This window comes from Streptomyces sp. LZ34, assembly GCF_053890475.1.
This window is the reverse complement of sequence record NZ_CM132680.1, coordinates 11,195,664-11,217,088: the sequence shown is the minus strand read 5'-3', so window position 1 is coordinate 11,217,088 and position 21,425 is coordinate 11,195,664. Positions and strand designations below refer to the sequence as shown.

General features: G+C 68.2%; 21 protein-coding genes and 2 pseudogenes. 11 read left to right on the top strand and 12 right to left on the bottom strand.

The window, feature by feature from the left end; genetic code table 11:
* Nucleotides 1-17: 17 nt before the first annotated feature.
* On the bottom strand, nt 18-3,614 hold the full coding sequence (gene dnaE / locus ACWY4P_RS48400; RefSeq protein WP_456207160.1) for a DNA polymerase III subunit alpha: 3,597 nt from the start codon (nt 3,612-3,614) through the stop codon (nt 18-20).
* Between the two features lie 140 nt (nt 3,615-3,754).
* Here dnaE and ACWY4P_RS48395 point away from each other — a divergent pair, with 140 nt between their 5' ends.
* Nucleotides 3,755-4,705 (top strand): LysR family transcriptional regulator, encoded by a 951-nt coding sequence (locus ACWY4P_RS48395; protein ID WP_456207159.1) that lies wholly within the window; start codon nt 3,755-3,757, stop codon nt 4,703-4,705.
* A gap of 135 nt (nt 4,706-4,840) precedes the next feature.
* A pseudogene (locus tag ACWY4P_RS48390) lies at nt 4,841-5,541 on the top strand (MBL fold metallo-hydrolase).
* A gap of 45 nt (nt 5,542-5,586) precedes the next feature.
* Here the strand turns inward: ACWY4P_RS48390 and ACWY4P_RS48385 are convergent.
* The 5 genes from ACWY4P_RS48385 to ACWY4P_RS48365 all read right to left on the bottom strand — a co-directional run bounded on the left by ACWY4P_RS48385 (nt 5,587) and on the right by ACWY4P_RS48365 (nt 9,955).
* Nucleotides 5,587-5,835 (bottom strand): hypothetical protein, encoded by a 249-nt coding sequence (locus tag ACWY4P_RS48385; protein ID WP_456207158.1) that lies wholly within the window; start codon nt 5,833-5,835, stop codon nt 5,587-5,589.
* Nucleotides 5,836-5,883: 48 nt separating this feature from the next.
* Nucleotides 5,884-6,444 carry a GNAT family N-acetyltransferase gene (locus tag ACWY4P_RS48380; protein ID WP_456213305.1) on the bottom strand — a complete coding sequence of 187 codons (561 nt, stop codon included), beginning with the start codon at nt 6,442-6,444 and terminating at the stop codon, nt 5,884-5,886.
* Nucleotides 6,445-7,096: 652 nt separating this feature from the next.
* Nucleotides 7,097-7,492 (bottom strand): hypothetical protein, encoded by a 396-nt coding sequence (locus ACWY4P_RS48375; protein ID WP_456207157.1) that lies wholly within the window; start codon nt 7,490-7,492, stop codon nt 7,097-7,099.
* On the bottom strand, nt 7,489-8,046 hold the full coding sequence (locus tag ACWY4P_RS48370) for a hypothetical protein (RefSeq protein ID WP_456207156.1): 558 nt from the start codon (nt 8,044-8,046) through the stop codon (nt 7,489-7,491). The genes ACWY4P_RS48375 and ACWY4P_RS48370 overlap by 4 nt, the downstream gene beginning before the upstream one ends.
* A 160-nt stretch (nt 8,047-8,206) precedes the next feature.
* Nucleotides 8,207-9,955, bottom strand: coding sequence for a hypothetical protein (locus ACWY4P_RS48365; protein WP_456207155.1), 1,749 nt, complete (start codon nt 9,953-9,955; stop codon nt 8,207-8,209).
* 558 nt (nt 9,956-10,513) lie between these two features.
* Here ACWY4P_RS48365 and ACWY4P_RS48360 point away from each other — a divergent pair.
* From ACWY4P_RS48360 to ACWY4P_RS48335, 6 genes are all read left to right on the top strand, one after another.
* Nucleotides 10,514-13,441: an alpha-glucuronidase family glycosyl hydrolase gene (locus ACWY4P_RS48360; RefSeq protein ID WP_456207154.1), complete on the top strand. Its 2,928-nt coding sequence runs from the start codon at nt 10,514-10,516 to the stop codon at nt 13,439-13,441.
* Nucleotides 13,442-13,558: 117 nt separating this feature from the next.
* Nucleotides 13,559-14,065: a DUF4981 domain-containing protein gene (locus ACWY4P_RS48355; protein ID WP_456207153.1), complete on the top strand. Its 507-nt coding sequence runs from the start codon at nt 13,559-13,561 to the stop codon at nt 14,063-14,065.
* Nucleotides 14,062-14,715: a beta-galactosidase small subunit-related protein gene (locus tag ACWY4P_RS48350; RefSeq protein ID WP_456207152.1), complete on the top strand. Its 654-nt coding sequence runs from the start codon at nt 14,062-14,064 to the stop codon at nt 14,713-14,715. Before ACWY4P_RS48355 ends, ACWY4P_RS48350 begins: the two co-directional genes overlap by 4 nt.
* Entirely contained in the window at nt 14,702-15,448 is a 747-nt protein-coding gene (locus ACWY4P_RS48345) for a sugar phosphate isomerase/epimerase family protein (RefSeq protein WP_456207151.1), read from the top strand. The genes ACWY4P_RS48350 and ACWY4P_RS48345 overlap by 14 nt, the downstream gene beginning before the upstream one ends.
* Nucleotides 15,449-15,572: 124 nt before the next feature.
* Entirely contained in the window at nt 15,573-16,202 is a 630-nt protein-coding gene (locus ACWY4P_RS48340; protein WP_456207150.1) for a ThuA domain-containing protein, read from the top strand.
* Nucleotides 16,163-17,281 (top strand): Gfo/Idh/MocA family protein, encoded by a 1,119-nt coding sequence (locus tag ACWY4P_RS48335; RefSeq protein WP_456207149.1) that lies wholly within the window; start codon nt 16,163-16,165, stop codon nt 17,279-17,281. The genes ACWY4P_RS48340 and ACWY4P_RS48335 overlap by 40 nt, the downstream gene beginning before the upstream one ends.
* An 8-nt stretch (nt 17,282-17,289) precedes the next feature.
* Here ACWY4P_RS48335 and ACWY4P_RS48330 read toward each other — a convergent pair.
* Nucleotides 17,290-17,476, bottom strand: a pseudogene (locus ACWY4P_RS48330) (IS110 family transposase); the annotation flags it as partial.
* A gap of 53 nt (nt 17,477-17,529) precedes the next feature.
* On the opposite strand from ACWY4P_RS48330, the gene ACWY4P_RS48325 reads away from it, so the two are divergent.
* Nucleotides 17,530-17,751, top strand: coding sequence for a glycoside hydrolase family 78 protein (locus ACWY4P_RS48325; RefSeq protein ID WP_456207148.1), 222 nt, complete (start codon nt 17,530-17,532; stop codon nt 17,749-17,751).
* Here the strand turns inward: ACWY4P_RS48325 and ACWY4P_RS48320 are convergent.
* Nucleotides 17,733-17,948, bottom strand: coding sequence for a hypothetical protein (locus tag ACWY4P_RS48320; protein WP_456207147.1), 216 nt, complete (start codon nt 17,946-17,948; stop codon nt 17,733-17,735). The two genes, ACWY4P_RS48325 and ACWY4P_RS48320, sit on opposite strands and share 19 nt — an antisense overlap.
* Between ACWY4P_RS48320 and ACWY4P_RS48315 the strand changes: the two genes are divergently transcribed.
* Entirely contained in the window at nt 17,947-18,465 is a 519-nt protein-coding gene (locus tag ACWY4P_RS48315) for an ATP-binding protein (protein ID WP_456207146.1), read from the top strand. The two genes, ACWY4P_RS48320 and ACWY4P_RS48315, sit on opposite strands and share 2 nt — an antisense overlap.
* Before the next feature lie 183 nt (nt 18,466-18,648).
* On the opposite strand, the gene ACWY4P_RS48310 is transcribed toward ACWY4P_RS48315, so the two are convergent.
* A complete protein-coding gene (locus ACWY4P_RS48310; protein WP_456207145.1) occupies nt 18,649-19,011 on the bottom strand; it encodes a hypothetical protein in 363 nt (120 codons plus the stop codon).
* Between the two features lie 46 nt (nt 19,012-19,057).
* Here ACWY4P_RS48310 and ACWY4P_RS48305 point away from each other — a divergent pair, with 46 nt between their 5' ends.
* Nucleotides 19,058-20,101, top strand: coding sequence for an NAD(P)-dependent alcohol dehydrogenase (locus ACWY4P_RS48305; RefSeq protein WP_456207144.1), 1,044 nt, complete (start codon nt 19,058-19,060; stop codon nt 20,099-20,101).
* A 41-nt stretch (nt 20,102-20,142) separates the two neighbouring features.
* Here ACWY4P_RS48305 and ACWY4P_RS48300 read toward each other — a convergent pair whose 3' ends face one another.
* From ACWY4P_RS48300 to wrbA, 3 genes are all read right to left on the bottom strand, one after another.
* Nucleotides 20,143-20,277 (bottom strand): hypothetical protein, encoded by a 135-nt coding sequence (locus ACWY4P_RS48300; protein WP_456207143.1) that lies wholly within the window; start codon nt 20,275-20,277, stop codon nt 20,143-20,145.
* A 36-nt stretch (nt 20,278-20,313) separates the two neighbouring features.
* A complete protein-coding gene (locus ACWY4P_RS48295; RefSeq protein WP_456207142.1) occupies nt 20,314-20,592 on the bottom strand; it encodes a hypothetical protein in 279 nt (92 codons plus the stop codon).
* Nucleotides 20,593-20,713: 121 nt separating this feature from the next.
* Nucleotides 20,714-21,322 (bottom strand): NAD(P)H:quinone oxidoreductase, encoded by a 609-nt coding sequence (gene wrbA, locus ACWY4P_RS48290; protein ID WP_456207141.1) that lies wholly within the window; start codon nt 21,320-21,322, stop codon nt 20,714-20,716.
* Nucleotides 21,323-21,425 lie beyond the last annotated feature (103 nt).

Genomic DNA, 21,425 nt, shown 5'->3' with positions numbered 1-21,425 from the left:
CGCGTCGCGGTGGGCTCTCATGCGATGCCTTCCCAGGCGTCGGTACCGAAGGTGCCTTTGACATCGGAGGCGATGGTCGTGGGGTCGACCGTGGCCTGGAGGGCGTAGACGGTGGTTTTGCGGGCGCCGCGGACACTGAGGAGTACGGGGCTGTCGCCTGGGTGGTCCGCGAGGATGCGCTTGAGTTCCTTGACGGACTGTTCGGTGATGCGGTGCGCGGGGAGCGCGAGCCTCACGGGGGGTTTGCCGCCGTGCTCGGCGGAGGACACGTCCAGTACCGCGAGTTCTCTGCCGAAGATGTTCACGGTTCCGTCCCGGTCTTCGATCTTGCCCTTGACGGTGATGACGTTGTCTTCGGCCAGTGCGTGCTGCACGAGCCGGTAGGCGGCGGGGAAGAAGAGGACCTCGATGTTGGCATCCCGGTCCGCGAGGTTCACGATGGCCCAGGCGTTGCCCTGTTTGGTCATCTTGAGCTGGATGCCGGTGATCAGCCCGGAGAGCTGTACGTCCCCGGTGGCGCGGCCGGAGGCGAGCAGTTCGGCGATGGAACAGTCCCGTGCCCTGGAGAGGATGTGTTCGGCACCGTCCAGCGGGTGGGCTGAGACGTAGAGGCCGAGCATTTCGCGTTCGGTCGCCAGGAGCTGCCTGCGGGGCCACTCTGCGTCGTCGATGGGGAAGTCAAGACCGAAGGCCGGTTCGCTGCCTTCTTCGCCGCCCAGGTCGGCGAAGAGATCGTCTTGTCCGTAACTCGCCGCTTTCTTCACGGGGATGATCGCGTCGATGGCGTCCTCGTGGATGGCGGTGAGGCCCTTACGGGAATGGTTCAGGGAGTCGAAGGTGCCGGCCTTGATCAGGGACTCCACAGCTCGTTTGTTCAGCGCGGGCAGGTCGGCCTTGTCGAGGAAGTCGGAGAAGGAGGCGAATTTCCCTTTCCGGTGGCGCGCGTCGACAACGGCCTCGATGACGTTGTCGCCGACGTTGCGTACGGACCGCAGCCCGAACCGTACGTCGTCGCCGACGGCGGTGAACTCGGCGACGGACTCGTTCACGTCGGGCTGGAGGACACGGACGCCGTTCTTTCGGGCGTCGGCGAGGTAGGTCGCGGCCTTGTCCTTGTCGTCGCCGACCGACGTGAGCAGGGCGGCCATGTACTCGGCCGGGTAGTTGGCCTTGAGGTAGGCGGTCCAGTACGAGACGAGGCCGTAGCCGGCGGTCTGGGACTTGTTGAACGCGTAGCCGGAGAACGGGAGCATGACGTCCCACAGGGCCTTGATGGCTTCCTCGCTGAATCCGTTGCCCCGCATGCCGCCGTGGAACTTGTCCCACTCCGCGGCCAGCACCTCCGGTTTCTTCTTGCCCATCGCACGGCGCAGCAGGTCGGCGCCGCCGAGGGTGTACCCGGCCAGTTCCCGGGCAATGGCCATGATCTGCTCCTGGTAGACGAGCAGATGGAAGGTGTTGCCGAGGATTGGTTCCAGTGCGTCGCGCAGCTCGGGGTGGATCGGGGTGATCTCCTGGCGGCCGGTCTTGCGGTGCGCGTAGTTGGTGTGCGCGTTGGCCGCCATGGGGCCAGGCCGGTAGAGAGCGTTGACCGCGGCGATGTCCTCGAAGCGGGTGGGTTCCATCTGTTTCAGCAGGACGCGCATGCCGCCCCCGTCGAGCTGGAAGACACCGAACGTGTTGCCCTCGGCCAGCAGCCCGTACGTCTTGGCGTCGTCCAGAGGGATCACGACGGTGGACGGGTCGCCGTCCAGGGGATCCACGGTGGCCAGGCTGATGCCCCGGTTCTCGCGGATGTTCTCGATGGCCTGGTCGATGACCCCCAGGTTCCGCAGCCCCAGGAAGTCCATCTTGATCAGGCCCATGGCTTCGCAGGACGGGTAGTCGAAGCCGGTGATCTTCACGCCGTCCGAGGCGCGCATGTGCAGCGGGATGCGGTCGGTGAGCTTCGTTTTGGACAGGATCACCGCCGCGGCGTGCACTCCGGTGCCGCGGGTGAGCCCCTCCACCCCGCGGGCGGTGTCGATGACCCGCTTCACATCCTGTTCGTTGTCATACAGCTGCCGGATCTCGCCGGCCTCGCCATACCGCTCGTGAGAGGAGTCGAAGACCGCAGCCAGCGGGGCGGACTTGCCGTTCTGGTCCGGCGGGAGCGCCTTGGTGATCCGCTCTCCGTGGGCGTAGGGGTAGCCGAGGATGCGTGAGGAGTCCTTGATCGCGTTCTTGGCCTTGATCTTGCCGAACGTGTTCACCATGGCGGTGTACTCCTCGCCGTACTTCTCGGTCACGTAGCGGACCATCCGGTCGCGCTGACGGTCGTCGAAGTCGAGGTCCACATCCGGCGGGTTGATGCGCTCGGGGTTCAGGAACCGCTCGAACAGCAGGCCGTGCTCCAGGGGGCACAGCTCGGTGATGCGGATGGCGTAGGCAACGATGGATCCTGTGCACGAACCTCGGCCCGGACCGAGCGGGATCTTGTGCTCCCGGGCATGGCGGCAGATGTCCGCCACGACGAGAAAGTAGGAGCTGAAGCCCATAGGGCCGATGACCGACATCTCGGTCTCGAAGCGGTCCATGATGTGCGGGGGGACCGGGGCGCCGTAGCGCATCGCCAGACCTCTGAGGACTTCCTCGCGAAGCCACGACTCCTGCGTTTCGCCCTCGGGTACGTCCGGGAACTGCGGCATCTCGTCGACGTAGTCGAAGACCTCGTCGTAGGACTCGATGCGCTCGGCGATCAGCAGGGTGTTGTCACAGGCTTCCGGAAGCTCCGAGAACAGGCTGCGCATCTCGGCGGCGCTCTTGATGTAGTAGCCGGAGCCGTTGAAACGGAAGCGGTCCGGGTCGTCCTTGTTCTTGCCGACACCGATGCACAGAAGGCTGTCGTGAGCGTCGGCCTGGTCCTCGGTGACGTAGTGCGCGTCGTTGGTGGCCAGGAGCGGGATGCCGAGGTCCTTGGCCAGTCGCAACAGCCCCTGGCGGACGTCACGCTCGATGTCCAGGCCGTGGTCCATCAGTTCCAGGAAGTAGTTCTCGCGGCCGAAGATCTCCTGATATGCCGCCGCGGCCGCCTTCGCCTCGTCGTATTGGTTCAGCCGCAGCCGGGTCTGGATCTCCCCCGACGGGCAGCCGGTGGTGGCGATGATGCCGTCCGGCCGCTCGGCGATCAGCTCCCGGTCCATACGCGGCTTGCCGGCGGGGAACTGACCCTCGTAGCTGGCCTGCGTACTGAGCCAGAACAGATTCCGCAGCCCCTGAACGTCCCGCGCCCACATGGTCATATGGGTGAAGCGGCCGCCACCGGAGACATCCTTCGAGCCCTCGCCGCCTTCGCTCATGGCGCGACGGCCTCCCGGCCCCCAGAACTCCTGCTTCCGGACGAAGCGTGAGGACGGTGCCACGTACGCCTCGACACCGATGATCGGTCTGATGCCCTCGAAGCCCTTCGCGACCTGCGCGAACTCATAGGCGCCGAACATGTTGCCGTGATCGCTCATGGCGATCGCGGGCATCCCCTGCCGGGCCACCTCACGGAACATGGGCGTCAGCTTCTGTGCACCGTCGAGCATCGAATACTCGGTGTGATTGTGGAGGTGGACGAAAGAATCCGGCACGAGTGGAATGACCTCCAGTGTCTGGGCACAAGCTCAACCGCACGTTGACCACAGACATGAAAGCGGGCGGTGCACAGGGGAATCAAACAACCATTTCGGCGAAATGAACAACGAATGGTTGTGCCAGTAGGATGAGCGCCGTGGATCTCACCGCCGTACGCACCTACGTCACGATCGTCGACACAGGGCAGTTCCAGGAGGCAGCCACCGCTCTCTCGGTCACCCAACAGGCGGTCTCGAAGCGCATAGCCACACTGGAGAAGGACCTCGGCGTGCGGCTGTTCAGCCGGCCGGCCCGTGGAGCCAAGCTGACCATCGACGGGCAAGCGTTCCTCCCCCACGCCAGGGCGCTGCTGCAAGCCGAGGAGCGGGCAGCCGCATCCGTACGGCCCGGGCGCCGGGCACTGCGCGTCGACGTGATCGGCCGACAGCTCTGCACGGCGGGCCTGCTCCGCGCATTCCACCATGCGCATCCCGGAACCGATCTCGATGTTGTGACCCTGTTCAACTCCGACGAGGCCATCGCCGCCGTACAGGCCGGCACGATTGACGCCACCTTCCGCGCCCTTATCGCGCCGGGCCGACAGCTGCCCGACGGCGTCGAGTCCGCCGTGGTCTTCGACGAACCGCTCCACCTGTTCACGGGCCCTGGTCACGAGCTTGCGGACGCCCGGTCCATCGCTCCCGCGCAGCTCGCCGGCCGCCGGATCTGGATGCCCGGCAACGCCGCCGACACCGAATGGGCCGCCTACTACGACGAACTCGCCGCCACGTTCGGCATCACCATCGACTCGATCGGACCCAACTTCGGCATCGAGCCCCTGCTCGACACCATCGCGGACTCCACGACGCTGGCCACCTTCGTCAGCGAGCAGACCCCGCTTGCCTGGCCCGCCGGCCACGACCTGCGGCGCATCCCCCTCCGGGACCCGACCCCGGTCTACCCGCACTCGCTGATATGGCGCACCGACAACCCCCACCCCGCCCTTGCCACCCTGCGCCGCCACCTCACCTCCGCCTACCCCGGCCGCCCCAGCACCGGCATCTGGACCCCGAAATGGTCCCAACCCGCTCACCCTGAACACGCATGACCGCCGATTCCGGCGTCAGCGCTGTCCCCCCTGGCGCGTCACCGGTCGCGGCCTTGTCGCGCCGCATCCCGCTCCCTCCGAGGTGCGGTCATGTGGCCGATAGCGCCTGCGTCATCCGGCGCGCAGGCTGGAGACATGGACACGATCGCGCTTGGAAACCTGGAGATCACCCGCGTGGTCGAGGTGCCCAGCAAGGGCAGGGCCCGCGACTCCATCTTCCCCGACGTGCCCGTCGAGCACTGGCAGGCGCACGAGAACTGGCTCGCCCCCACCTTCCTGGACCCGGCCGCCGACGAGATCCGCATCATGAGCCAGACCGCCTGACGGACGACGGAGAGTGGCGAGCGACCTTCCCCAACGCCCAGTACGTCATCTCGCGTGCGGACTTCGACTACTGGAACCCGGCCAACGGCCACCGGACCCGCGCCGGCCCGCGGATGGCCAACGTCTTCGAGGACAGTGTCGCCCCCGTGCACCAGGCCGGGCAGACCGTGCTGTGGGAGGGCGACCACTACGACATCGGCGCCCAGCTCCGCATCGAACCCTCCCCCGGCCATACGCCCGGCTCCTCGGTCGTATGGCTGCGGTCGGGCCCGGCCCTGGCGGTGTTCGCCGGGGATCTGCTGCACAGCCCTCTGCAGATCGTGGAGCCGGCCGACTGCCCCATCTTCGACGAGGACGAGCCCCGCGCACGGGACAGCCGGCGCCGGGTGCTGGGAGAGGCCGCGGACCGGGGCGCCCTGCTGTTTCCCGCGCACTTCCCCGGGCCGGGCGCAGCCGAAGTGCGGCGCGTAGGCGACCGGTTCGCGGTGAAGGAGTGGGCTGCGTGGCAGTGAGGCCTTCCGCGGCATCCTGTGCGCGGGCAGCGGCATCGGGAACGCTCATGGGCCGGTGAACCAGTCGGCGTGTGTCCGGACGAAGTCGGCCACACCCGAAGGGGACCGCCCGGTGACCCGCTCCACACCGTCCGCCTCGCGGTCGTACCGGTTCTCCGCATGGCGGCGGGCCATGGTGGAGATGTGCTGGAAGACTTGGTCCGGCAGCCCCAGCGGCCTGAGATCGTGGTCGATCCACTCCTTCAGGGGGACGTCACGGTAGCCGACCGGCCGCCCCAGGACTGCCGATCGCAACCGGAGCCGTCCGCCGGGCACACGAGTTGTGGATTGAGCAGCTGACGTCTATCGAAGCTGTTCCCATGCGGTCCGGGTGAGTTCGTACTCGACTTCGCCATGCTCGGAGCCCTCGATCGCCTCCGGCCAGTCCCCGGTGAAGTTCCGGACGAAAGACAGGCCCGACTTCTCCATGACACGGCGGGAACGGGTGTTGACGGCCATGGTGTCCGCGGTCACCCGCTCGACCCCCAGTTCCGTGAACCCCTTGTGGATCAGGGCCCGGGATCCCTCAGTGGCGTAGCCGCGCCCCCACGCCGCCTGGTTCAACCGGTAGCCGAGTTCGACCACGGCGGGACTGTGATCCTCCAGCGGCCGGAACTCGAACCAGCCCAGGAAGGTGCCGGTGGACTTCTCCTGCGCGGCCCAGTAGCCGCGGGTCTGCCAGCACGGGTAGTCGCGCAAAAGCCGCGGGAGAATCCTCGTCTCGATGGCCTCCCGGCTGGTGGCGCGCCCGCCGTTGATGAAGCGCATAACCTCGGGATCGTTGTCCAAGGCAAACAGGTGGTCGGTGTCGGCCGCCGTGACCGTACGCAGGATGAGCCGGTCGGTCTGCAGGAAGATGAGCATGCCGCGATCTTCTCCACCGCCCGACCAAGCCTGCCATCGGTTTTCCGACCGGCGGCAGGCGATGGTGTTCATGCCGCGTGAGCCTCGGGACGTCGGCACGGGGGCGGTCAGGCCGTCGGAGCCTCCGGGAAGTCCGGCCGCTCGGGGCCGTGCGGGATGTCGATGCGTTCCTCGCCCGTGCGCAGCGCCCGCAGGATGACCCTGCCGGCGTACTCGGGGCTGTGCGCGACCAGACCGGACGGCGCGTTGCTTCCGTCGCGGAACCGTGCTCGACGCCGTCGCCGCGACCATCCGGCGCGCCCGGCACGCCGGCCGTACCGATCCCGGACTGCGACTGGCGCTGGACAGTGCGGACATCGCACTGCTGCCCGTCCCCTCCGAGGACCGGGGTCTGGACGTCGAACCACTGCTGACCGAGCCCCGGCTGGTCGCCCTGGCAGCGACCGATCCGCTGGCCACCCGCCCGTGCCTGCGCCTGGCCGACCTGGCCGGCGGCGACGGTGCTGGCGGTGGCGATGGCCGGAGGCCGCGGACCGGCACTCCCCCGCCGCTGGCCGGGACCGGGCCGAGGCGCCTGGACCTGGCGCAGATCTTCAGCCTGATCGAACTGGGGAGCACGCAGGCCAGAGGGCACGCCCAACGGGCATTGCCCTTACCGGCGCTGCTCACCGTCGCTGCGGGTCCGCCGGAGCGTGAAGGTGTCGACGGGTTCGACGCGGCCGTGGAGCCCGGTGACCGCGTAGTAGGTCACCGACATCGTGGTACAGCCGCCCGGTTCGGTGCCGGGGTCGACGGAGAACGCGGCGAAGCCGTAGGGGTTCACCCGGTCGCGCACCGCCGACCACGGGGCCGCCTCCGTCACATGGACCGGGGTCCTGTGACCGCCCGTCCCGGTGGCTCCCACACCGGTGATGACATTGCATTGCGGGGTGTCGAACAGGACGTCCATCGACGGGATCGAGGTGCCACCGCCACCGATGACCATGTGCACGGTTCCCTCGGTGGTGTCGACCAGATCGGTGCGGGTGGCGGCGGGAGTCGGCGTCATGGTGTCGTTGGGCTGCCGGCCGCGGATCGGGTGGGACCGCTCGTAGTGGTGTTCATGGCCGCAGACGACCAGGTCCACGCCGTACTTGTCGAAGAGCGGCAGCCGCTCCTCCCGTTGGCCAGGCTCACGACGCGTACCGAGCCGACGGTGAAGGCGTACCACAGCCCCTGGGTCTCGTCGTCGCCACCGTTGCCGGGCAGCGAGAAGTACGCCTGGTAGGCGGCGAACCCGATCGGCCCGTTGCCCAGCTCGTTCTCGTGGTCGCCGGCCGCGGGCCTCCACGGCCGGAACCGCGAGGACCGGCTGGTCATGTCGAACCAGTCCGACCAGGTGCGCAGCCGGTCCTCGGAGAGATTCGCGTAGCACAGATCGCCGTTGACGAGGTGGAACAGTGGCGCGATCCGCTCGACGGCGGTGGTCACATCGTTGGCGTACGGCGAGCCGAGGTTGTCGTTGAGACAGGTGAGCCTCTCGGTGATCTTCGGCGGCTTGGGCCCGTTCAGCTTGCCCACCGTGGGTGTGCCCTGGTCGCCGACGCCTCCGTGGCGCACCATCTGCCGGTGTCCGACGTACCCGACCCGCCCGATGCGCCCGATGCGCCCGACCGAGCGCCGATATGCCCGACCACCGCGGGATCACCCGAACAGGAGCCTTGTTCGACTGATCCCGCCTGAGCGGTAAGTGGAAGCCTTCGGGCAGGTTTGCTCGGCTGCTCTATTGGTCTGGCGGGATCCACGTGATCCTCACGGCTCCGCTGCCGCCCGCGCCGCCGTTGGTGTCCGAGTCCCCGGGGCCGCTGCCGCCGACGCCGATACCCTCATCGCTGTCGGCGGGTGGGATGCCGTAGGGCTTGCGGGGGTCGGTCTCTGAGCAGCCCTTGTAGCTGGCGTATTCATTCCGCAGAAGGCTCCAGCCCTGACTACCGCCTCCCCCTCCTCCTTCCCAGGCCCCGCCGCCGCCTGCGCCGTAGCCGCCCCAGCCGCTTCCACCGCCACCGCCGCCACCGCCACCGCCGGTATACGCCACGCCGATGCCGAGGCCGCCACCGTTGTCGCCCCCACCGCTGGGAAGAAATTTGTAGTACCCCCCAGAGCCGCCGACACCACCGCCGCCACCACCGCCTCTGGGAGAACCGAGGTCGATCACGTTGCCGCCGCGGCCGTGGCCCGGGCCGGCGCCACCGCCGCCGGCAGCCCCTCTCTTTTGGTCGTCAGAGTCCTCGCCGTCGGTATCCCATCCGTCGCCACCCTTCGCTGACGGCCGGTACTTGGTGCTGCCGCTGTCGCCACCCTTGAGGTCGTCGCCGCCGGCAGCGGCGACGACTTCGTCACCACCGGCGACGAGGTCGCCCTCTTTGCCGGGGGCGCCGCCGCGGACCATGGGGTGCTCGGGGTTGGTGTATCCGTCGCCGGCCCCGCCGTCACCGCCGGCGATCTGTATATAGCCATGATTGTCGCTGATATATCCGGTGCCGCCGCCGTGGCCGCCTCCGGCGGCGATGAGGGTGGCCAGGCCCTCGGTTGCGGCGTTGCGGGTGTGGTCGCCAGGCTTGCCGATGTGGAAAGTGAGTGAGGTGCCGTCCGGGCTGTAGGTGTCCTGGAGGTAGGCACCGGCCCCACCGGCAGCGCCAACGCCGGTCCCTCTGTACGAACCGATGCCAACGCCGGTGCCGCCGTTTCCGCCGGGTCCCCACGGTTCTACGGTGAGCTCTTTGACACCGTTGGGGATGGCGAAGGTGATGTTGCCATCTGCGTCCGTGTCGTCGTGGGTGACGGTCTTGGAGACCGAGACCGTGGACTTGGGGGTACTGGGTGTGCAGATGGCGTACTGGCTGTTGTGGAAGAGGTAGCCGGTGTCCTTGGGTGTTCCTTCGCTGTCGAGCTGGGGGGCGGCGCAGTCGATGGTGCCGGTGTGGTCGTCCCAGGTGATTCCCCAGGTGTCGTGTGTTCTTTGGATGCCAGGAGCGGGGGCTCCTCTTTTCCAGAGGCAGCAGTATTCGCCGGAGAAGAACCAGACGTAGTGGTTGCCCTCGCCGTCCACGTAGGGGAGGGCTGCGTCGATCCCGTTGTTGAAATTCACATCAGCATTGGAAGGGAGGTTTTTGAAGGTATCCTTGATGGACTTCGCGTGGGGTTCGGGGGCGGTTCCGTCGACGGCTACCTTGAGACACTGACTACCTTTGAACAGGTAGATGGAGTCTGCGGACCAGTAGGTGAGCGCGGCGTCGACGTCCCTGTCGAAACCGCCGGTCGGCACATATCCACCGACCATGTCCGTAATGGTGCCGGATTCCTCGAATGCACCGGTCCCGGGCGTGCCATCGCTCCATTCGAAGCGGGTATACCGGTCGCCGTGCAGGAAATAGGTGCTGGTCGGGATGATCTCCGTGGACTTGGGTTTCTGGGTAGGGTAATGGGCTGGCACTGTGAACGCCGCGCCGGCCTCGAATGGAATTAATGGCATGAATCTTCCTTACTGCGAAGAGATCCGACACTGGAAACCCCGAACTCGATGAGGCGTGATCCACGGCGGCCTCCAGGAGATCGCGGTCATGCCGTGATACGTCGGCAACCAGCTGTCTCCCCTCTGTGATGGAGCAGTGATCTTCAGGGGGTGTTGAGCGGCAGTCGAAATGCCCATGTCATGGGCGGGGCCGCGGCGTTGAGCATGCCGTCGCCGGCCTTCTCGCCGCCCGCAGCGAAGCCCTGCACGAACCTAAACAGGATGAGCAACAGCGGCGCGACCCAGCAGCTGACCTAGACTCACGTTTGTTGGATTTTGATCGTTGGCATACGCGACCGGCGTTCACCTATGTAGAGCCACCTACGTCATACTGCGCTGATATCGCGCGTAGATACGGCCCGATCAATTCACCGATGCCCCACGATGGTGGCACACCGGAGACTGCCATGTTCCTTTATGGTTTGTTGTGTTGACATCTGTCGTGACGCGTGTGACGGTTGCGAGGCCTGCTCCTGGCCTGGATGTGCACTGTTCGTTCATCAACGGAAAGTGAGAATCATGAGCTCAGGAATACGGCGCCGCAGCATTCTGTCCGCGGCCACGCTGAGAAGCGCAGTCGGTTCGCTCGGTCTCTCCGTGGCGGCGTCGGCAGAGCCGGCGCTCGGCGCCGAACCGCCGGCGGCCGTGCTGCCCACCGAGGACGGGTACGACCTGTGGCTGCGGTACAGGCAGGTGGAGGACTCCGCTCAACTCACCCGATACCGGGCTGCCTTGGAGGCCCTGGTCTGGCAAGGAGGCGGCCCGCTCCAACAGTCGGCGGTGGACGAGTTGGTCCGCGGGCTCACCGGGCTGCTCGGCACACGGGTGAGACCACGCACCAGCGCCCCCTCACGCGCGGCACTTGTGGTGGGCACCCCGACAAGTTCCGCCCTGATCCGAGAGCTCGTCCCCGCGGCCGACCTGGCCGAGCTGGGCGACGAGGGCTACGTCATCCGCAGGGTCACCCGGCGCGGCGAGGACTTCACCGTTGTGGCGGCCCACGCCGACCGCGGTGTGCTCTACGGTGCGTTCCACCTGCTGCGCCTCGTACAGACCCGACGGCCGCTGGAACACGTCGACCTCACGGAGCGCCCGGCCGCCCCGCTGCGCGTGGCCAACCACTGGGACAACAAGAACGGTTCGATCGAGCGCGGCTATGCGGGCCGGTCCTTCTTCGACTGGGAGAAGCTGCCGCAACTCGACAACCGGTACACGGACTACGCGCGTGTCCTGGCCTCGCTCGGCATCAACGGCGCCGTGATCAATAATGTCAACACGCCCGCGGACTACCTCGCCGAGCCGTTCCTGACCAAGCTGGCCGCGCTGGCCGGTGTGCTGCGCCGCTACGGCGTGGCACTGTACGTAACGGCGAACTTCGCCGCCCCCATCGACTTGGGCGGGCTGGACACCGCCGACCCCTTCGACCCGGGGGTGCGCAGCTGGTGGACAAAGAAGGCCGAGGAGATCTACGGCAAGATCGAGGACTTCGGCGGCTTCCTGGTGAAGGCCAACTCCGAGGGTCGGCCCGGGCCGTTGGACTACGGGCGCACCCACGCCGACGGGGCCAACCTGCTGGCGGGCGCGCTGAGGCCGTACGGCGGGATCGTGATGTGGCGGTCGTTCGTGCACGACAGTGACGAGAAGTGGGACCGGCAGGCCTACCTCGACTTCACGCCGTTGGACGGGAAGTTCGCGGACAACGCCGTGGTGCAGATCAAGAACGGGCCGATCGACTTCCAGGTCCGCGAGCCCGCCCACCCTCTCTTCGGCTCGCTGCCGCGGACCAACTCCGTGATCGAACTCCAGGTCACGCAGGAGTACACAGGGCACGCCACCCATCTGTGCTATCTGGTTCCGCAGTGGAAGGAAGTCCTGGACTTCGACACACTCAAGGCGGGTGAGGGCAGCACCGTGGCCCGTGTCGTGACCGGCCGGGTGCACTCCTACTCGCACTTCGGATTCGCCGGCGTGATGAACTTCGGCGATGCCAGGAACTGGACCGGCTCACACCTGGCCGCCGCCAACACCCACGGCTACGGACGGCTCTCCTGGAACCCGGACCTGTCCGCGCAGGACCTGGCCGCCGAGTGGACCCGGATGACCTTCGGCAACGACCCCGACGTCGTCAAGACCGTCTCCGCCCTGCTTCTGGGCTCCTGGCGCACCTACGAGGACTACACCTCGCCGCTGGGCACGGGATATCTCACCCATCCGCCGGACGGCTCGGTGACCGGGCACTTCGACCCGAGCCCGACGACGACCACCCAGTTCCACAAGTCGAACCGCGAGGGCATCGGCTACGACCGCACCGCCGCCACCGGCAACGGCTACACCAAGCTGTACGCGCCGGCGACACGGGACGCCTACGAGTCGCTGGACAACTGCCCCGAGGAACTGCTCCTCTTCCTGCACCATGTCCCGTACACCCACCGGCTGGACAACGGCAAGACCGTGATCCAGCACATCTACGACACGCACTTCTCCGGCGCGGCGCGGGTGGCGGACATGCGCACGGACTGGGAGGAGCTGCGCCGCCGCGTCGACCACCGGCGGTTCACCGACGTGCGCCGCCAGTTCGGGGAGCAGATCACCAAGGCCGCCCAGTGGCGGGACACCCTGGTCGCCTACTGGTTCGAACTGAGCCGGATCCGCGACGAGCGCCGCAGCTGGCTCCAGGCGATCGTCGCCCCAGCCGACACGGCGCTGATGGGCGGGGAGCGCAACGAGCTGCCGGTGCAGGTGGTCAACGCGACGGGCTCCGGGCTGCGCACGGTGACCACGCTGGAGGTACCCGGGGGCTGGCGGTCCGAGGAGGCGACCTGCTACGTGGCCTCGCGGGAGGCCGAGACGGTGAAGCTGCCCGTCGTGCCGCCGCGGACCCCCGCGCTCGCCACACTGCACGCGCGCCCGAGGTCGGGCGCGGTGCAGGTTCTCGACTCCTCTCTGCGCAGCCTGGCCAGGGCCGTCGTCGTGCCACCCGCCGCGCGATGCGTACACGCGCTGGACGCCGGGCCCAACTCGGCGCCGGTGCTGAAGGACTACACCCGTCTCTCGCCGGCCAGCAGCTGGCACGAGGGCGCCGACTTCGGCTGGGTCGGCAACACGCCTGACGCCACGGACACCGGACTGTTCGATATCGTCCGCCGGGACTACGTACGCGACGGCGCCCCGACCGTGCTACGGCTGAAGCTGCCCGCCGGGCGCTGCACCGCGCATCTGCTCACCGGCGACCCCAACACCTTCAACAGGTCGCTGATCGTCCGCGTGGACGGGATGGAGAAAGCCCGGAGCGAGCAACTCGACGGCCGGGAGTTCACCTGGCTCCGGATCCCGCTGGACGGCGGATCCTCCGGACGCGAGGTGGACCTGGAGCTGTCCGCGCAGGAGGACGAGACCTGGCATCTCAGCGCCTGCGTAGTCCTGGCGGACGGCCAGGAGCGGGCCTAGCACCGAAGTGGTAGCCGGTCTCTTTGCTGAAGGGGAGCGTGCCTGCGGGGCGTTGGCGTCCGTCCTGGTCGAGTGCGCCGACGATGCCGCTTTGGGGGTCCTGCCAGGAGCGCAGTCGTGCGATCTGCTCGTCCGCGGGCAGCGGGAGCGGGGCGTGTCCGAGGAGCAGGTCGGCGATCCCGCGCGGTCACGGTCGTCGCAGCCGGTGTGGGGCCCGGCGAGGAGGGCGACATCGAGCTGCCGGCCGATGTCGAGCGGGACCTGCGCAAGCCGACCGCGCTCGCACTCACCCTCACCGTGCGGACCCGGGAACCGTCGCCGTGGGCCGAGGCAGGGACCGAACTCGCCGCGCTCCAGGTCCGCCTCCCGGTCCGTCCGGAGCAACCGTCCTGGGCCGCGGCGGGCTCGGTGGCGCGCAACGACGGCCAGGTCACCCACGAGCTGCTGGTGCGGTCCCCGCGCCTGTGCCTGTGCCTGTGCCTGTGCCTGTGCCTGTGCCTGTGGCGGGCCCTGACCGACAACGACGCCTCCTACTCCCTGGACAACAAGTTCGTCCGCTCGGGCTTCTCTCCCTCCAACCGGCCGACACCGAGGTGGCGGCGGGCGCCGAGCGAACCGCGGTGACCACGGTGTACCGCGCGGCCTATGGCGACACGGTCCGGCATCGGCGGCGCATCATCCAGCGTGGCGACGGGTACTTCACCTTCGACGAGGAGGTCTGGCTGCCGGAGGAGTACGTGGACGTGCCCAGGGTCGGCATGGAGTTCGAGCTGGCCGAAGGCTTTGACACCGCGAGCTGGATCGGCCTCGGCCCATGGGAGAACTACCCGGACCGCTCCTCCTCCGCCCTGCGGGGGCGGTGGAGCAGCCCGATCGACAAGCTCACGGTGCCGTACATCCTGCCGCAGGAGAACGGCACCCGCGGCGGCACCGTGCGACTGGAGCTCACCGGGCCCGCGGGGCAGGCCATGATCTCCACGGAGTTGCCCTGCCATGTCACCGTGAGCCGGCACACGCACGCACGACCAACTGGAGAACACGAGCCACTGGTGGAAGCTGCCGGACAGCGCGGCGACCGTCGTACACGTCGACATCGCCCATCGGGGAGTCGGCACCGGTCGCCTCGGCCCGGACACCCGGCCCCGGCACCGGCTCCACGCCAGGCACTAGGCCTGGCGCTGGCACCTGCTGCTGGAGAAGTAGCCCCGCCCCGGCGCCCGCCGCACACGATGTGCCGGCGTCACCGACGAGGAGAGCGAAATGCCGAGGGATGAGATCTCCCTTCAGCTGTACACGGTTCGATCGCGACTCGAGGACGACTTGGAGGGAACACTGGCCCGCATCGCGGAGATGGGCTACCGCACCGTGGAGCCGTACAGCTTCGTCAATCGGGCGGAGCGGCTGGCAGACGCGCTGCTCAGGTACGGACTGTCCGCGCCCACCGCGCACGCCGCGCTGCTCCGGGACGATCGAGCCGCCATCTACGCCGCGGCCCGGCGTCTCGGGGTCACCACTGTCATCGTGCCCATGGTCAAAGCCGAGCACTGGCAGACCGCCGATGACATCAAGGGCATCGCACAGGACCTGAACCGAGTCGCGGCCGAGGCGGCCGATCACGGCCTCACGGTCGGGTACCACAACCACCATTTCGAACTTGAGTTGAAGGTGGACGGCGTGCACGCGTTGGAGGTCCTCGCGGATCACCTGGCGGATGAGGTGATCCTCGAGGTGGACACGTACTGGGCCGCCGTCGGAGGCGCGGACGTGCCGGTCCTGCTCACCAGGCTCGGCGACCGGGTCAAGGCCCTGCACGTGAAGGACGGGGACCGCTCGATGAACAACAAAGCCCAGGTGGCGGTCGGCGACGGCGTCATCCCGGTCAGGGACATTCTGGCCGCGGCTCCGAACGCGCTGCGCGTGGTCGAGCTCGACGACTTCGACGGCGACATCTTCGACCCGGTCGCGAAGAGTTTCAGGTTTCTCTCCGACAAGGACGCCCTGGCATGAGCACGGTCGGCACCGGAGTAACCGGCGCCGTGGACGCCAGACCACCGACGAACCCCACAGGAAAGCTGATATGACGGCCAAACACGCCCTCGTGGTTCGCGGCGGATGGGTAGGCCATGCCCCCGTGCCCGCCAGCGACCGCTACGCCGCCGTGCTCAAGGAGGCCGGCTACCGGGTCACGGTCTCCGACTCCCTCGACAGCTATCTCGACCAGGAACTGCTGGCCGCCACGGACCTGATCGTGCAGTGCTGGACGATGGGAGAGATCACCCGCGAGCAGGTGACCGGCCTGTCCCGTGCGGTCCGTGCCGGGACCGGCTTCGCCGGCTGGCACGGCGGGATCATCGACTCCTTCCGCTCCCAGCCCGACTACCAGCTGATGACGGGCGGCCAGTTCGTCTACCACCCCCGCGAACACACCACCTACCAGGTCCGGCCGCTGCCCGCGGCCGCCGGCCACCCGATCGTCGAGGGGCTCACCCCGTTCCTCGTGACCACCGAGCAGTACTACCTCCACATGGACCCGGCCGCAGAGGTACTCGCGGTGACCGACTACGTCGCCGATCCCGACCACCCCGAACTCGCCCATACCGTCATGCCCGTGACCTGGACCCGGTCCTGGGGCGCGGGCCGGGTGTTCGTCACCGCGATCGGCCACAACCTGGCAGACCTGGAGATACCCCAGGTCCACTCGATGATCACGAAGGGAATGTCATGGGCAACCCGCTCGCCGCACACCCCGAACTCCGCATAGGCCTCGTAGGCGCAGGAAAGATCAGCAACGCCTATCTCTCCACGATTCCGCGCTTGAACAACCTGCGGCTGACCGCCGTCGCCGATCTGGACACCGCGCGCGCCGCCGCCGCTGCGGACACGGTACCTGGAGCCCGCGCCACCACCCTCGACGGGCTCTACGAGGCAGAGGACGTCGACTTGGTCCTCAACCTCACCATCCCGGCCGCACACGCGGAGGTCGCCCATGCCGCCATCGACGCCGGCAAGCACGTCTACGGCGAGAAACCACTCGCCGCCACCACCACCGAGGCTCGCGCTCTGCTGGATGCCGCCGCCGGCGCCGGCGTCCGGGTCGGCTGCGCCCCGGACACCGTCCTCGGCACTGGCGTGCAGAGCGCCCGCGCAGCACTGGATGCCGGTGACATCGGCATCCCGGTCGCCGCGACCGCCTTCATGGTCAGTGGTGGCCCCGAGCGCTGGCACCCCGACCCGGAATTCTTCTACCGCCCGGGCGGCGGCCCGCTTCTGGACATGGGCCCGTATTACCTGACCGCGCTGGTGACCCTGCTGGGACCGGTCCGCCGGGTGGTCGGAATGGCCTCGACCTTCCGTGCCAGCCGTACCATCGGCAAAGGTCCCCGAGCCGGAGCGCAGGTCCCGGTCGAGGTCGCCACTCACGTCACCGGCGTACTCGAACACCACTCCGGCGCCCTGTCGACGCTGATGATGAGCTTCGAAGTGTGGGCCGGCGCACTTCCCCGGATCGAGGTCTACGGCACGGACGGCTCACTCTCCGTTCCCGACCCCAACAGATTCGACGGACCGGTGCGGCTCTTCAGAGCCGGTGCCCAGGAATGGGAGCAGCTTCTGGTACGAGGCGGCTACCAGGACGCCTCCCGCGGCTACGGGGTCGCCGACCTGGCCCGAGCCGTCGCCCGGGGTGGACCGCACCGCGCTGACGGGGAACTCGCCTACCACGTCCTGGATGTGATGGAGTCCATGCTCGCCGCGGCTGAGAGCGGCAGGTCAGTCCGGGTGGGCAGCAGCTGCGACCGGCCGGCCGCTGTACCCGCAGACGCCCGCCCCGAGGAGCAGTAGACAGGGGTCTTGGCCCCGGGCGACCTGTTCGGAGCGGCGAAGGCCCACAAATAGCTGGCTTGGTTGCGCCGGTCGTTCTTCACCCAGCGGCGACGCGATGCTTGACTTCTTGCCGGAGGCGCGGGTGACGGGCGAGGAGTCCGCGTATGCCTTCAGTCCCCAGGCGTTGGCGAAGCCGGTGCGGTCGTTACCGATCATGACGGCAGCGGCGGTCGGAGCCGCTCCCGGCGTTCAGCCGGGTGCCTCGGATGGCCAAGCAGACCGCGTACGAGATCCAGGTCGGCACCGCACCCGGCAAAGCCGATGTCTGGCGCAGCGACAAGGTGGCGAGTTCGAACAGCACCGAAGCAGCCTACGACGGTGGCGCGTTGCACTCGGAGGACGCGTACTTCTGGCGGGTGCGGACCTGGAACGACAAGGGTGCGCCCGGCGCGGGCGGGCTCGTGCCGGTTCAACACCCGGTGACCTGACCGCGCAGACCACCGCACCGTGCCTCGTTGTGCCCACGCTCGACGGCGCCGGGGGCGACCAGCGCGACGAGTTCCACCAGGACCACGCGAGCGGTCGCCTTCTGGCAGCCGTCCGTCCTGGCGCCGGGCCCGAAGCCGTACCGGATTTCTGCCGTACCCGTTCCCGCGGCCCGCACGGCGCTAGCGTTGGGTCCCATGATCGTATGGCTCAATGGCACCCACGGCGCAGGCAAGACAACGACCAGTGCATTCGTGCAGCAGCTGATCCCGGATTCACGGGTGTTCGACGCCGAGAAGGTTGGCGAGACGCTCATGGACATCACGCCGGGGCTGCCCAGGACGGACAACTTCCAGCACTGGCCGCCGTGGCGGCCGCTGGTCGTCGAGACCGCCCGCCGCGTACTCGACTACACCGGCGGCACTCTGGTGATGCCCATGACTGTCCTGGTCGAGCAGTACTGGCGCGAGATCAGCACGGGCCTGGCCCAACATGCCATCCCGGTAAGGCACTTCGTCCTCCACGCTGACCAGGACACCCTCCGCGGGCGCATCGAGGGGGCACATCCCGTCCCCTCCCCGTTCCGCCTCAAATACCTCGAGCCCTACGCCGAGGCGGCCCGCACGTGGCTACACGGCGAGGCCGAGGTCGTCGACACCACGCACCTCACGCCCGCCCAGGCCGCCCTTCAGATCGCAGAGGCCGTCAAGAGTTGAGGTCTGCCCGCCACCTGGCACCAACAGGCGCGACGTCGATAGGGCTCAGGGAGAGGTACACACAGTCCAGCACGGAATGAGTCACCAAAGGTCACACTCGGTTATTCTTGGGTGGCCCCGAGGTTCAGTAGCCGCTCGACCTCCTCCTCGCGCGTGGTCTTCGGACGCCCGTGATCAATACACCTAGTCGGCTGCCATGGCGCGGCGGACGCTCTCGCGGAGCAGGGCGCGACGTTGCTCGTGCAGTTCGGGGGGCTCCTGTGCGGTCGCCGCGTAGACATTGCTGACGGCGACCGCGCCATGGACATGGCAATCACCCATGGCCATCACGTCGAACGGGTCTCCCTGGCGCACCACGCCGGCGGCCTGGGCCTCGGCGATGGCGCCCAGCTTGTGGTCGTCGAGGCGGTCGGGGTCGTCGACCAGGTGGCCGGCCGGGCGTCGCTCGAGGCGCGCCCATGTGGCCAGCCGGATGAGGTCGGGGCGGCGGAGATACTCGTCGTAGAGGCGCACGGCCCAGTCCGCGAGGTCGGTGGCGTCGATCATGCGCTTACCGTGAATAGACCGAACAGTCTGTCTATGAGGAGGCGCCATGAGGAGCACCATTGGTTGGCAGGTGGAAGGTCCGTCGTCGACACTGCGGCGGACGCCACTGGAACGGCGCGACCTGCGCCCCGACGACCTCGCGGTCCGGGTGGACTACTGCGGTGTCTGCCACACCGATCTGCACGCCGTCAGCAATCGGGACGGCGAAGGAGGCCGGCCCCTGGTGCCGGGGCACGAGTTCACGGGCGTGGTGACCGAGACCGGACCCGCGGTCACCCGCTTCACCGTGGGTGACCCGGTCGCGGTGGGCAACATCGTCGATTCGTGCGGCGAGTGCGCCATGTGCCGGGCCGGCCAGGAGAACTTCTGCCACGCCTTCCCGACCCTGACCTACGGCGGCATCGACCGGCACGACGGATCGGCCACACTAGGGGGCTACTCCCGCGAGTACGTCGTCCGCGACCGCTTCGCCTACCCTCTTCCCGCTGGTCTGGATCCGGCCGTCGCCGCTCCTCTGCTCTGTGCCGGGATCACTGTCTGCGAGCCGCTGCACGCCCTCGGCGTGGGGCCGGGAACCCGCGTCGCGGTGGCGGGGCTGGGTGGCCTGGGCCATCTCGCGGTCAAGATCGCCGTGGCGCTCGGCGCCCACACCTCGGTTGTCAGCCGCTCACCGGACAAGGTCGACGACGCTCGTCGTCTCGGCGCCCACGCTCTCATCGTCTCAACGGACCCGGAACAGATGGCTGACGCCCGCGACCGGTTCGGCGTTGTCATCGACACCATCTCCTCCCCGCACGACCTCGGCCCTTACCTGCGCCTGGTCGCCATGGACGGGACGCTCAGCCACCTCGGACACCTGGGACCCGTCACCGTGGAGACCACCGACCTGCTCGTGGGACGCAAGAAACTCAGCTCGGCAGGCAGCGGTGGCAGGCCCGCGACCGCCGCCATGCTGGACTTCTGTGCTGAGCACGGCATCACCGCCGACATCGAACTGCTCCCCTCGGCGCGAGTGAACGAGGCCCTCGACCGTCTCCGGCGCAACGACGTCCGTTACCGCTTCGTACTCGACATGTCCGACCTGGGCTGAACGGCGAAGGCCAGGAACGGCAGTACGTCTGGGGGCTCCATCTACCTGGCCGCATGCCACATCGCGGCCAGCTCATGCGTTCGGAACCGGGCTTCGATGAGCTGATCGGTCTCGGCGACCTTCTCGTTGAGGACCTGGACCTCCTGAGCGAGCGTCCGAACGAGCTGGGCAATCACATCCTCGCTCCGCCGACGTGCCGGCGGAGCCGGAGGTCAGGTGCCCCGTGCGGCGATCTCGCGGAACGAGGGCATTCCGAGGTGGACTGCCTGCTGTGCTTGGGATACCGGGGAGTCGCGTTGCGTGAGCTTTCCCTCTGCGCCGGCAAGGCTGACCCACGGTCCCTCGACCTCGCGGAGCCAGCCCTCGTGTTCGGCCTCCTCGACGCGTGCCTTCAGGTTGTCACGGATCCCGACCAGCCGTGCCCGCCTCGCCCGCCGCCAGCGCGCCATCGAGGAGGGCTGGCGGGGTGAGGCCGAAAGACTCGACCTCACCCTGACGTTTCTGCGCAGCAAGCGGGAACAGGCCCGACGGTTCAAGCGGAACAGCCCCGTTGCGCGGTCACAGATCCGGGTCCGAGCCCCGTCGACCGCGGCGCGGTCTGTCCGTGCTGGATCAGGCGGCGCGACCGGCCTTGAGGAAGGCCGCGGTGTCGACGACGCGGCGGGCCTGGTAGCGGGCTGCCTGCAGGGCCACCTCACCGGGCGGGCCGTCGGCGGCCACGTAGGAGGTGCCGTAGGGGTTGCCCGACTGGAACTGGACGGGGTCGGTGTAGCCGGGGGGCACGATGATGCCGCCCCAGTGGTAAAACGTGTTCGCCAGCGCCAGGAGGGTGGATTCCTGCCCGCCGTGGGCAGTGTTGGAGGCGGTGAAGGCCGAGTACACCTTGTCCGCGAGCTTGCCCTGGAACCACAGGGGGCCGGTGGTGTCGATGAAAGCTCTGAGCTGGCTGGCCGGGTTGCCGAAACGGGTGGGGGTGCCGAAGAGCACCGCGTCGGCCCACTCCAGGTCGTCGTGGCCGGCCTCGGCGATGTCGGCGGTGTCCTTCAGGTGTCGGCCCCACTCCGGCCTGGCGCTGACCGCCTCCGGTGGGGCCGTTTCGGCGACCTTGCGCAGTCGCACGTTGGCGCCGGCCTTCTCCGCGCCCTCGACGGCGGCTTGCGCCAAGGTATGTACGGTGCCGGTGGAGCTGTAGTAGATGATCGCGACGTTCACGGGTTCCATGATCGGTTTCCTTTCTGAGCGGGCCTGATCGGTACGACGAGAGAGCCCTGCGAGATGTGAGGCGAGGTGCCGACCTCACAGTTCGATGCGACGGCTCGTCGTA